The sequence below is a fragment of the Methylophilus flavus genome, assembly GCF_042678905.1.
In the GTDB taxonomy this organism is placed as follows: domain Bacteria; phylum Pseudomonadota; class Gammaproteobacteria; order Burkholderiales; family Methylophilaceae; genus Methylophilus; species Methylophilus flavus.
Map to the genome: position 1 here is coordinate 1,168,652 of NZ_JBHTLN010000001.1, position 12,586 is coordinate 1,181,237.

Annotated in this window: 11 protein-coding genes; 7 read left to right on the plus strand and 4 right to left on the minus strand. The window is 49.6% G+C overall.

What is annotated here, in order from left to right; translation table 11 throughout:
• Positions 1-3: 3 nt before the first annotated feature.
• A complete protein-coding gene (locus ACFQ2T_RS05705; RefSeq protein ID WP_379031694.1) occupies positions 4-645 on the minus strand; it encodes a thermostable hemolysin in 642 nt (213 codons plus the stop codon).
• Between the two features lie 501 nt (positions 646-1,146).
• Between ACFQ2T_RS05705 and rpoH the strand changes: the two genes are divergently transcribed.
• On the plus strand, positions 1,147-1,992 hold the full coding sequence (rpoH, locus tag ACFQ2T_RS05710) for an RNA polymerase sigma factor RpoH (protein ID WP_379031697.1): 846 nt from the start codon (positions 1,147-1,149) through the stop codon (positions 1,990-1,992).
• A 58-nt stretch (positions 1,993-2,050) separates the two neighbouring features.
• On the opposite strand, the gene ACFQ2T_RS05715 is transcribed toward rpoH, so the two are convergent.
• Positions 2,051-4,006: a dynamin family protein gene (locus ACFQ2T_RS05715; protein ID WP_379031700.1), complete on the minus strand. Its 1,956-nt coding sequence runs from the start codon at positions 4,004-4,006 to the stop codon at positions 2,051-2,053.
• Positions 4,007-4,240: 234 nt separating this feature from the next.
• Between ACFQ2T_RS05715 and ACFQ2T_RS05720 the strand changes: the two genes are divergently transcribed.
• The 6 genes from ACFQ2T_RS05720 to ACFQ2T_RS05745 all read left to right on the plus strand — a co-directional run bounded on the left by ACFQ2T_RS05720 (position 4,241) and on the right by ACFQ2T_RS05745 (position 10,765).
• Positions 4,241-4,618, plus strand: coding sequence for a gamma-butyrobetaine hydroxylase-like domain-containing protein (locus tag ACFQ2T_RS05720; protein ID WP_379031703.1), 378 nt, complete (start codon positions 4,241-4,243; stop codon positions 4,616-4,618).
• 2 nt (positions 4,619-4,620) lie between these two features.
• Entirely contained in the window at positions 4,621-5,382 is a 762-nt protein-coding gene (gene ubiE / locus ACFQ2T_RS05725) for a bifunctional demethylmenaquinone methyltransferase/2-methoxy-6-polyprenyl-1,4-benzoquinol methylase UbiE (RefSeq protein WP_379031706.1), read from the plus strand.
• 5 nt (positions 5,383-5,387) lie between these two features.
• A complete protein-coding gene (locus tag ACFQ2T_RS05730) occupies positions 5,388-5,981 on the plus strand; it encodes a ubiquinone biosynthesis accessory factor UbiJ (protein WP_379031709.1) in 594 nt (197 codons plus the stop codon).
• A 2-nt stretch (positions 5,982-5,983) separates the two neighbouring features.
• Positions 5,984-7,531 (plus strand): ubiquinone biosynthesis regulatory protein kinase UbiB, encoded by a 1,548-nt coding sequence (gene ubiB / locus ACFQ2T_RS05735; RefSeq protein ID WP_379031711.1) that lies wholly within the window; start codon positions 5,984-5,986, stop codon positions 7,529-7,531.
• A 137-nt stretch (positions 7,532-7,668) separates the two neighbouring features.
• Positions 7,669-9,138, plus strand: coding sequence for a sodium:solute symporter family protein (locus ACFQ2T_RS05740; RefSeq protein WP_379031714.1), 1,470 nt, complete (start codon positions 7,669-7,671; stop codon positions 9,136-9,138).
• Positions 9,139-9,286: 148 nt separating this feature from the next.
• Positions 9,287-10,765 carry a sensor domain-containing diguanylate cyclase gene (locus tag ACFQ2T_RS05745; protein ID WP_379031717.1) on the plus strand — a complete coding sequence of 493 codons (1,479 nt, stop codon included), beginning with the start codon at positions 9,287-9,289 and terminating at the stop codon, positions 10,763-10,765.
• Positions 10,766-10,793: 28 nt separating this feature from the next.
• Here ACFQ2T_RS05745 and mutM read toward each other — a convergent pair whose 3' ends face one another.
• Both mutM and ACFQ2T_RS05755 read right to left on the minus strand, forming a co-directional pair.
• A complete protein-coding gene (mutM, locus tag ACFQ2T_RS05750; protein WP_379031720.1) occupies positions 10,794-11,648 on the minus strand; it encodes a bifunctional DNA-formamidopyrimidine glycosylase/DNA-(apurinic or apyrimidinic site) lyase in 855 nt (284 codons plus the stop codon).
• Positions 11,649-11,653: 5 nt separating this feature from the next.
• Positions 11,654-12,562, minus strand: coding sequence for a DUF4340 domain-containing protein (locus ACFQ2T_RS05755; protein ID WP_379031723.1), 909 nt, complete (start codon positions 12,560-12,562; stop codon positions 11,654-11,656).
• Positions 12,563-12,586: the final 24 nt, after the last annotated feature.

Here is a 12,586-nt window from a genome sequence, read left to right on the forward strand (position 1 = left end):
CTTTTACCTCGCAGGCTGACGAACAACCACGACTTGTGGTTGGTTATCATAGTAACGCCCCCAGTTGGCGAGCTCACCAGGGGGCAAACGCTTGGGGTCCACTGGTGATAAAGGCAGTACATCGACGCCACCTTTAATCAGTCCATTTTGTAATGTGTGATGCGCAGTGGCTACACAATACTGCACCCCAGCATTGATGCTATGTTGAATCACATGTGAGATAAGGATGCCGGCGTTTCTGGGATTGGCAACAGCAAGATTGCCGATCTCTGTGATATCCGAACGTTGAATATTGCAATTGAGGTTTTGCGATATAACGTTCTCAATCGGTTCATCCAGATACTGTTCCAGGAATAAACATGAGTCGCTTGCATCGCGCATCCCAAAAGCGGCCATCAATTGATGATTTTGATCTCGCAAGGCGATCAATGTAGGCATAAAATTTTTTACTTGGGCGCCGTATGCAAAATGGAAAACTGCTGCGATAAAGTTTTCGACTTCGGTACGGTCAGAATGCGTTGCATTTATTTCAAATGCTTTAATCTCTTGCAGGGTATATCTTTTTGGCTTTGCAAAAACGCGTAAATCATAGGCTCTTTCAGCAAAAAAAGCCTGAGGAAATACTGGGATCGGTGCGCTGAACATATCCGCTTTCAGTAAGAATACGATCCTAATTTAGCAAGCGACATGCCAATTAAAAAATTACTTTAAAATCATTAAGTTACTGAAATTATATTTATAATTCATGCAATAAATGCATAGCTAAAAAAGAAAAGCCCTGCAAACTTTGCAGATAATTTGTCGCCAAAATCGCGAATTAATTCTTACTTAGATTGGGGGCCAGTAACTTCCTTTCTAATCGCATGTATGTACCCTCTGGGTAAATAAATCTGGACGACTTGTTTTTGCACCTTTAAGAAATTTAGATATTTTTTCCAGACTCATTTCTTTTAAATCTAACTTTTCTTTCCAACTACCCTCTAAGAGACGTTATGTCACTGCATCAGATCAAATACGATGGCAACCGCCAAGTTTTGTAATTCATGAATTCGCCTGAACTTTTCTCCCGGGCTAGCACTCTCACTCCATGAGTGCTAAAATTAGTTTAAATCTCTTCTTTCACTAAGGAGCTTTACCATTAACGCTTTGACTATACCTGTTGTTTCATCCGCTGATAGCCTGGATACATACCTGCGAACCATTAAGCAGTTTCCAATTTTGACGCCTGAAGAAGAATACAGCTATGCCACAAGCCTGAACAAGACTGGTGACCTGGAATCCGCACGTGCGCTGATTGTGTCGCACTTGCGCCTGGTAGCCAGCATTGCGCGTGGTTACAGCGGTTATGGTTTGCCGCAGGCTGACCTGATCCAGGAAGGCAACATTGGCTTGATGAAAGCGGTGAAACGTTTTGATCCTGAGCGCGGTGTGCGTCTGGTTTCTTTTGCCATGCACTGGATTAAAGCCGAGATTCATGAATACATTGTGCGTAACTGGCGCCTGGTGAAAACCGCGACCACTAAAGCACAACGTAAGTTATTTTTTAATTTGCGCAGTATGAAACAAGGCTTTGAAACATTGAGCCCCGACGATGTCAATCGTATTGCTACTGAGCTGAATGTGAAGCCTGAAGAAGTTGTCGAGATGGAATATCGCCTGAACGGTCAGGAAATTCCACTGGACGCGCAGGTGGATGATGACGGCGAAGAAATGTACAGCCCGATTGCATACCTCCAGGATGAAGGCCCTGAGCCATCAGTCTTGCTGGAAACGTTGCAAACCGAGCATATGCAGACCGAAGGTTTGAGCAACGCTTTGCAACAGCTGGATGAGCGTAGCCGCCGTGTATTGCAGGCGCGCTGGTTGACGGAGGGCGATGTTTCTACCTTGCATGAGCTGGCTGCGGAGTTCAATGTCTCTGCCGAACGTATCCGCCAGATCGAGCAAAAGGCAATGCAGAAAATCAAGACCTACATGCTGGAAAGCAAGTAATAGTCATAAAAAAACGGGTGCCTAGGCACCCGTTTCTGTTTCTGTATTCCCTGATCCTTTAAGCCGCCTGCACAATCACTTCTTCATGCTGCAGGGCAAGCAGTGCTTTACCATTGAGTTGATCCAGTTCTGCGAGTTGCTGACGGATCGATAACTCCACCTGTTCCAGATCGGCAATCCGTTCCTCCAGCGTATCTGTCGCCTGGTAAATACGTTTGATACTTTCCACCCTGCGTTTCAGTTGCACATGGTGCTCGCGCATCTGGCTTTCCATAGGCGCAATCACTGCTTTCAACCAGCTTTCGGCATCGCGGTTGGCGGCTTCATATTCGAGAATCACATGGCTGGCCAAGGTTTCAAAAAACTTGCTGGTCAGGGTGAATTTTTCATGCGCGATCATGTTGAAGGTGGTATTGAACTGATCGCGGTAGATGGTTTCCAGTTTGTTCAGCGCCTTGAGATAGCGTGAAGTAGAAAACGGCGGCGGTGTTTTTTGCAGCAGGCCATGCTCTTTTGAGAACTTCTCGTACATGGCTTCCATCATTTTCTTGATTTCAAGCACATGCACATCGGCTTCCATCATGCGGCGTTTGAGGTCACTGAAAAAATCATCCATCGCCTGGCGCATGGTTTTGGTAAATGACGCTTTCATCATGTTGTCACGGGTTTCACGCACTTTGTTTTTGAGTGCAGGCATGCCGAGATGATGAAACAACTGGTTGGATTGCACAGAGAATACGCTACGTAACGCCTGGTAACGTTGCAAACCTACTTCAAAATTGACTTTATCCTGTTTGACCTTGCGCATCATTTGCGCAATCACATCTTCGTTTTTGCCTTGCAGGCAACGCAGTTCTTCGGTCTGGTCAATCACGCTTTGCAAACGTGTTTCCAGTACGCTGCGCGTCTGGAAAACCATGTCTTCAATTTCGCTATGGATACTTTCGCGCACAATCTCCTGCTTGGCAGGAATCAGCTCCTCGGAAAGATTTTTTTCCAGTTGCAGCAAGCGACTTTTCGCCAGCAACTGGTGATCGCCAGTGACTTTTGCCAGCAAGCCCTTTTGCGCCGAGGTAGGCAAAATCTGGTCGCGCGACAGGCCTAGTAATTCAGCAGTGGTCTGTAACTGACGCGACAGCTCGATTTGTATTTCGTCATCGGTTTTCAGCGGGTCCCACAAGCCGTCAATCTTATTGAGTACGGCGATGCGCCCTTTTTGCTTCCAGCGCGCACCACTGATATAACGACGCCAGACTTCCATTTCAGATTTTGTGACGCCGGTATCGGCACCCAGAATAAAGAGTACGGCATGCGCATTCGGTAACATACTCATGGTTAATTCGGGCTCGGCACCTATGGCGTTTAAACCTGGTGTATCCAGAATGACCAGCCCCTGCTTGAGCAAGGTATGCGGGAAGTTAATCACGGCATAGCGCCAGCAAGGAATCTCCATCAACCCATCCTGGCCGATCAGCATTAAATCGTCGGGATGATCGGGATGGTATAAACCCAGTGTTTGCGCTTCTTCGAGTGTCACGCGACGGGTGCGGCTGACTTCTTTAAATGCTTCGACCATGCTCTCGCGTGAATGGGCATCAAACTCGATCACCGACCATGCCTGTGGCATGCGGCGGTATTCAGTGATGGAAATCTGGCCAGCGCTGCTTTCGATCGGCAACAGCGACAGGCTGACTGGTTTACCCATGTCATAGCGCAACTCGGTGGGACACATGGTAGTGCGCCCGGCACCGGAAGGTAATAATCGATGACCATAATCTGAAAAGAAAATGGCGTTGATAAGCTCGGATTTACCGCGTGAAAATTCGGCTACAAATGCGACATTCAGCTTATCTTCGCGTAAACGGTTAAGCTGATGCTGAATACGTTCTTCAAGTTGCACATCGCTAAGCTGCTTATCGGCCAACCAGCGCCGATACTCCCCCAGTACATCAGCAATTGCTTCACGCCAGCGTGTATACAAATCAAATTGTTGTGCCAGTCTGTTATTTTCCATAGGACCTGCTTAATAGTTATTCGGTAACCTACTTAGGATCGCCAGTTTTTTTGCTAATCTATCACGATTTCGGAAAAGTTCAAATAAATCATGTAGGTATAGCCATTAATTCATAAATAAAATGAATTATCAACCATAAGATTAGAGTTATACGCATTTATGCGTATGCGGTTGTCATCTGCTATCATGCGCATTAGTCATATAACGGCCTGAAACACGACTTTCTTCAATCTTATGAGTGGTCTTCAACCAGATTCCCCCATCCCTACCCTGATCCAGCTGCATCAGGGTTCGCGCTTGCTGGAAATTCATTTCGATAACGACACCGAATGCATGCTGTCATGTGAGTTTTTGCGCGTGTATTCGCCTTCGGCAGAGGTTCGCGGGCATGGTGCCGGGCAGGAAGTCCTGCAAACCGGTAAAGAACTTGTCAACATCAGCGGGATCGAACCGGTGGGCAGATACGCCATCAAACTGATCTTTGATGACGGTCATGATACCGGCCTCTATTCATGGGATTATTTGTACTACCTGGCCCAGCACTATGAAAGCCTGTGGCAGGACTACATCACCAAACTGACCATCGCCGGGCAACCGCGCAAGGATATCTAAACATGCAAGACGAACAGCAAAAAACCACCCACTTCGGCTTTGAAACCGTGGCTGAACATGACAAACAAAAAAAGGTGGGCGAGGTGTTTCATTCGGTCGCGCAAAAATACAACATCATGAATGACGTCATGTCCGCCGGTCTGCACCGTTTGTGGAAGCGCTTTGCCGTGGATGTCAGCGGCGTGGGCCAGGGTGACAAGGTACTGGATATTGCAGGCGGCAGTGGTGATTTATCCAGCCTGTTTGCCAAAAAAGTAGGCACACAATCCGCGCATAATCCTGGCCAGGTGATTTTGACCGATATCAATGCTTCCATGCTCAGCGTAGGCCGTGACCGCATGATAGATGCCGGACTCACTATTCCGGCCGCACAATGCAATGCCGAAACCCTGCCGTTTGCCGATGAATCCTTTCACTGTGTCATCGTCGCATTCGGTTTGCGCAATATGACGCATAAAGACAATGCCCTGCGGGAAATGCATCGCGTGCTGAAACCGGGCGGACGCCTGCTGGTGCTGGAGTTCTCCAAGGTCTGGCAACCACTGGAAAAACTATACGATACGTACTCTTTCAAACTGCTGCCCAAGCTGGGCAAGTGGATCGCCAATGACGAACCCAGCTATCGTTACCTGGCGGAAAGCATACGCATGCACCCGGACCAGGAAACCCTGAAGCAGATGATGCATGACGCAGGTTTTGGCAAAGTGGATTATTACAACCTGACCGCAGGCGTAGTGGCATTGCACAAAGGCATTAAACTCTAAATTCTATGTTTAAACCATTGATTCAATTTGTGCTGCAACACCTGATGCAGCAAAACGACTGGACCGCGCCGCTACTGCAACCCTACGCCAACCAGACTTTAACTTTTGACTTCAAGGTCACGCAAGTCAACCTGACCATTCTGCCCAATGGCGAACTTGCGGTCGCGGCTGATTCTGCGACTGCCGATGCCACCATTCACTTACCGCCCAGCCTGGTCATGCGTTTAATGCGCAAAGACCCGCTGGCTGCCAGCCTGATCAAAATCGATGGTGATGTGGCGCTGGGCATCGAAGTAGGCAAAATACTCTCAGCCGTGCGTTGGGATGTAGAGGGTGATTTAAGCAAAGTTGTCGGCGATATCGCCGCCTACCAGGTGGTAGAACTGGGTCAGGAAAAATTCAAACAGCTACAGGCCAATGCCAGGAACCTCGGCGAAATGCTGGTGGAATACTGGCAGGAAGAACAGCCACTGATCGCAAAAAAAACCAGCATAGAACACTTTAACCAGTCTGTTGACCGTCTGCGTGAAGATGCCGATCGCCTGCAATCGCGTGTCGATAAATTGCTGGCAGCTTCCCCTTCATCAGAAAGCCGATAAATATGCACTGGTTTCGTTTCTATCAAATTATCGGTGTATTTATCTGGTATCGCCTGGACATTTTCTTTGTGCGCGAAGAGAAGTCGAATCTGGTACCTCGTCTTCTCAACCTGCTTTTTTTCTGGCGTAGTGCGCCGCAACAACGTGCGATCCGGCTGAGACTGGCACTGGAGAAGCTGGGGCCCATCTTCGTTAAATTCGGCCAGATGCTATCCACCCGCCGTGACCTGCTGCCACCGGATGTAGCCGATGAGCTGACCAAACTGCAAGACCAGGTACCACCGTTTGCGTTCAGCCAGGTGGAAGCGATTTTGATCCAAGCATTCAATGCGCCGCTGAACACTACCTATGCAGCATTTGACCCGGTGCCGGTCGCCAGCGCTTCTGTGGCACAAGTACATTTTGCCACGCTGCACAGTGGCGAACAGGTCGCCGTCAAAGTATTACGCCCTGGTATTGCAGCCATTATCCACAGAGATATCGCCTTATTACGCACTATCGCCTGGTGGGTGAAAAAACTCTCCAGCGAAGGACGCCGCCTGAAGCCGGATGAGATGGTGGAAGAATTTGCACGGCATACCGAACATGAGCTGGACCTGACCCTGGAAGCCGCGCAATGCTCACAACTGGGCCGCAACTTCAGCGACAAGCGTTTGCTGGTGCCTGCGGTATATTGGGATTACTCGCGTAAACAGGTAATGACCATGCAACGCATGTTCGGCACGCCTGTCCGTGATACCTCTGCCTTGAGAGACGCAGGCATTAATCTCACGCAGCTCGCGCATGATGGCGTTGAAATATTCTTTACCCAGGTGTTCCGTGATGGTTTTTTCCATGCAGATATGCACCCCGGTAATATCCAGGTAGTCACCGAAGGGCCCGATAAAGGCAAATTTATTGCCCTTGATTTCGGCATCATGGGCAGCCTGTCACCGACCGACCAGTATTACCTGGCGCGTAACTTCCTGGCATTTTTCAACCGCGACTACCGCGATGTCGCAGTGGCGCATATTGAATCCGGCTGGGTTCCGGCTGATACTAATGTGGAAGCCTTGGAAACCGCCATCCGAGCCATTTGTGAACCAATTTTTGAGAAACCACTTAAAGATATTTCTTTTGGCCGCACCCTGCTCAGCCTGTTCCAGATGTCGCGCCGTTTTGGCGTCAATATCCAGCCACAGCTGATCATGTTGCAAAAAACTCTGCTTAATATCGAAGGCATGGGGCGTGAGCTGGACCCGAATATCGACTTGTGGCATAGCGCAAAACCTTTCCTCAAACGCTGGATGAGTGAACAGATAGGCTGGCGCAGGTTGATCAAATCAGCCAAGCATGAATTGCCTTACGTGCTCGCACACGCGGCTGAAATCCCAAGGTTATTCGAGCAGTATTTACGTAACCAGAGTGAGTTTGCCAAACAGCAAAGCCATATTGATGCCATGCTGGCAACGCAACACAAACAAGCGACCTGGCAGAAATGGTTTATCAGCGCCATCGGCATACTGGTAGTATTACAACTTGCCAGTTTGTTCCTGTTATTCGCGAATTAAGTTGTGACCAACACACACAGAAGTAAAAAGCCTGGGTTTCAGGCTTTTTTTACTTTTCCAGACAAAACAAACCCTATCATTAAACAGGTTTTGTTTTAAAATCTGCGTTTTGCAACGGCCTTAAAAGGATAGAGATAGTGCTGCTCTGGTTTGTGATAGCGTATTTGCTGGTCTCCATTGCAATCGGCCTGTTTGCAGCCAGAAACGTCCACAGCACCAAAGACTATGCGGTCGCAGGCCGTCATTTACCGCTACCCGTCGTCATGGCGACGGTATTTGCCACCTGGTTTGGCGCTGAAGCTGTGTTTGGCGTTTCCGCTACTTTCGTACGCGAGGGCCTGACCGGTGTGGCGGCTGATCCGTTTGGCTCCAGTATGTGCCTGATCATTGCCGGTATCTTCTTTTCCAGCCGCCTGTACAAACTCAATATCCTGACCCTTGGTGACTTCTATCGCATGCGTTATAACCGTACGGTAGAAATCCTCACCACCATTGCCATCGTCGTTTCCTACATGGGCTGGGTCGCGGCGCAGATCAAAGCGCTGGGACTGATTTTCAACCTGATCAGCGATGGTTATATCCCGGAACAGACCGGCATGATTCTAGGCACCGCCATTGTCCTCACTTACACCACATTAGGCGGCATGCTATCGGTCGCTATCCTGGACTTTGTGCAGATGATTGTAGTGATAGGCGGACTGCTTTATATCGCCAGTATCGTTTCCGGCCAGACCGGTGGCGTGGGTCCGGTGATCGAGCACGCACGCAATGCTGGGAAACTGCATTTCTTCCCGCAATCCGCCAACTGGAGTGTGTGGCTGACTTTCCTGGGCGGCTGGCTGACCATGATGCTGGGCTCGATTCCACAGCAGGATGTTTTCCAGCGTATCACTTCGGCAAAAACGGCCAATATTGCGTTGTGGGGTTCTATCCTGGGTGCCAGTATTTATTTTTGCTTCACTTTCGTGCCTATGTTCATTGCCTATGCGGCGACTTTGATAGACCCTGCAACCTTTGGTGCGCTGGTGGAATCGGACTCTCAGCGTGTGTTGCCTACCTTAGTGCTCACGCATACCCCATTACTGGCCCAGGCAATCTTCTTTGGCGCAGTTCTGTCCGCCATTATGAGTTGCTCTTCTGCGACCTTGCTGGCACCCTCTGTCACTTTTGCCGAAAACGTGATTAAAGGATTTGTCCCCACCATGAGTGACCATGCCTTCCTGCGTGTCATGCGCCTCTGCCTGGTCGGCTTTGCGGGCATGGTGCTGTTTTATGCGCTGAATTCAGAGCTCTCTATTTTCGGCATGGTAGAAAGTGCTTATAAAATCACATTGGCTGGCGCATTTGTGCCACTGTTTTTTGGGGCATTCTGGAAACGTGCCAGCAGCCAGGGTGCGCTGGCTGCCATTATTTTTGGTATCGGCAGCTGGATACTGGTGGAAGTCATGGTTGGTGAAGCCAGCCTGGTACCGGCACAACTGCTTGGATTATTGGTCAGCGCGATAGCCATGGTGGCAGGCTCGCTGTTACCACAAAAATTCGGCGGCTCACCGCAACCGCCGCATGGCTATCTGCACGAACATGCTTCTCGCAGGCACACGGAATAACATTAATCTGGACACTGGATTAAACTTTAATCATTTTCAAATGACCAATTGATGAATAACCGTTTAAAGCAGTGATTGTTCCAGTTAACAAAAAACAAGGCATTCGTAATAATGCCCGGAATCGTTTTACTCACTCAGCAAGCATTCTATGGTAGTTAACAAGCGGTTTTACACCATCCTTCTCAGCGTCATTGTACTGACGGGCTTCCTGGCGACAAGCCTGATCGGTTACTTTGTCGCCAAAGACTCGCTGACTGAACGTTTGCAGCAAGAAATGCTGCCTCTCACCAGCGACAATATCTACTCAGAGATTCAGCGGGATTTGCTGCAGCCTTTGCTGATCTCTTCACTGATGGCTAACGACGTGTTTGTGTTTGACTGGGTCAACAATGGTGAAAAAGACGCCAGCAAGATGACCAGTTACCTGGCGCAGATACAGAAAAAATATAACACCATCACCGCGTTCTTTATCTCGGAAAAATCCAGGCTTTATTACCATCCTACCGGTGTGCTCAAAAAAGTCTCTGAAGCCAATGAGGATGAAAGCTGGTATTTCCAGGCAAAAAAATCTCCTAGCCCGTATGTCATTAACATCGACCACGATACCGCTGACCAACGCCGATTAAGCATTTTTGTCAATTACCGTATCGAGGATAAATCCGGTAATTTTATCGGCATCATAGGCGTGGGCCTGGCTTTGCAATCTGTGGTTGAACTCATAGAAAACTACCAGAAACGCTATGGCCGTGAAATTTATTTTGTGAACCGCCAGGGTGACGTCATGTTGCGCAGCAGCCAGTATCACTCCGAGCTGCACAACAAAAACAAGGCAGCGCTGGATAAAGCGTTCGTCAAAATCCTGACTTCACCCAGTGCCTCATTTTCGTTTAAAACCAATAATGGCAGTACGCTCTACCTCAACAGCAGGCTGGTGCCTGAGTTTGACTGGTATTTGATTGTGGAACAGGTCAACGACCCAAGTTCCGAGCGGATTGAAACTGCTTTCATTATCAACATGATAGTGGCACTAATCATCAGCGTGATTGTATTGCTGCTGGCGCATTTTGCAGTGCGTGGCTACCATGAAAGACTGGAAGCGATGGCCACCCAGGATAAACTCACTGGCGCCACCAGCCGCCAGGTATTTGAGTTTTATTTCAAGCAGGCAGTTGCGCGCTGCAAACGTCGCGATGAGTCCCTCTCATTAGTGCTGCTCGATATTGATTTATTCAAGCTGATCAACGATAACTATGGCCACCAGGCAGGTGACCTGGTATTGACCCGCATTGCGCAATTGATCAAATCTCACGTGCGTGAAGAAGATATTGTGTGCCGCTGGGGTGGAGAGGAGTTCCTGCTATTACTGGCCGGGTGCGATCTTGACCGCGCGCGAGGCATCACGGAAATCATCCGTGCAGCAGTGGCTAGCCTGCAATTCCATTTTAACAACCAGGTCATCAGGGTGACCATCAGTGCCGGACTGGCCGAGATGCAGCAGAGTGAAGAATTTGCTCAAGTCGTGGAACGTGCCGATCATCACCTGTACGAAGCCAAGCACGCCGGACGCAACTGCATCAAGCCCGACAGCGATGCAGATATCGAGCCCAGCTTGATTCAGGCGGGTTGAAGAAAAAAGCGTTTAAGAAAACTTAGCCTTAAACAAATGCGCGCGGCTGACAGGTCGCGCAGTAAAAAGTGGAACGCTGACCTAACCTGATAGTGTTAATCAACTGCCCGCATACCAGGCAAGGCAGACCAGTGCGGCCGTAGACATAGTAAGTCTGCTGGAAATAGCCCGGATTACCATCTGCACCAAAAAAATCCCGCAAACTGCTACCACCCGCTGCCAGCGCTGCATGCAATGTCGCCTTGATCTCTGCGACCAGCAACTGGCATTGCGGCAGGGTTAATTGCCTGGAAGGCGTTTCGGGGTGGATACGCGCCCGGAATAATGACTCACTGGCATAGATGTTCCCGACACCAACAACGATATGCGCATCCATAATGGTGGGCTTGATTGCCGCATTGCGTGACTTTAATTGCTGATGCAGGTAATTGCCATCGAAGGCATCATCCAGCGGCTCGGGCCCCAGGCTATTAAGCAGAGGATGCTGCGACGGCTCCTGCTCCAGCCATAATACAGCGCCGAAGCGGCGTGGGTCGCGCAAACGGATTACGCGACCATCTTCAAACGCGATATCGACATGGTCATGCTTCTCGTGCGGGAAGTAGCGTTCCAGCAGGCATAGGCGCCCGGACATACCCAAATGCAGCAATAGCACGCCTTTTCGGGTGGGAACGCCAGTGTCGCTCATCTCACCAATGTCGATCAGGATATATTTGGCCCGTCGCGTTAACTGCAATACGCGCTGACCTTGCAAATGCTGCGGCAGATCGGCTGGAATCGGCCAGCGCAGGCCATGATGGCGGATAGTGACTTCGCGGATGCGCGCGCCCTGCACCGGCAACAGCCCCAGGCGGGTGACCTCTACCTCAGGTAATTCAGGCATGGTGCTTACTTACTCTTGGGTGCCTGGATATTCACCGGCGGGTTGACCATCGTGAAGCCAACATCATTGGGGAAGTGATAAATGATGCCTTCATCCGGGCGGGCCAGCAGGTACTCAGGCGATTCCTGTATTTTGTCAAAATGCACCTTCTTGCCATCGCGCAATATCACTTCAAATGAAGGATGGGGCTGTCTGCGATCCGGGGTATACACTTCGACAGAAGTGGCCTGTGCTTGTGTCCAGGTGAAGTCCAGCCACTCATTCATTTCGTTCTGTGTTGGTTTAGCTTTAGGGTCATTCGCTGACCATTTGCCATCGGTCGCCAGTTGCACCTTGAGTGCATTCTCTTCCCATTGCTCCAGATGCGCCAGGTCAAAACCAGCCAGCTGTTTGCGCTCTGCCGGGGATAATGGATTTTTATCCACCATTTCAATCGGCTGTGTCGCTGCCGCTTCGCTATATTGCCCTGCCAGCAAATATACATTACCCGCATAGCCGACATATTGCTCTTCAGTCACCGGATTATGCGTACCAAAAGTGAACACATGCTCGCCTTGTTTGCCGGATAGAGTCACTCTTAACTCCGGTTGATCCAGTCCATACTTGGCAGCATCCTGCAATGGCAGTTTGGTACCACTGGTGGCGGCAATGACAGACAGGGCGCGCTGGACGGACATTTGATCGGCGCGGGCAGCATACGGTTTACGCATTACCCAGTAGCCGTCCTGCCGTTCAAAAATAGTCGGCGCCTTGGCCGGAAACTCAATCTTCAATGAATCTGCATCTGCCATTTTAAGCGTAGATACATCGAACTTGGCAATGGTTGCTTTCTGTTCTGGTTTCAGGTGCAGGAAAAGCGCAATCCCAACCACGAATGCCAGCAGCAACAGGTTCAATATCCATCTTTTTTTCATTGCAAGCAACTCCGTGCGCGATAC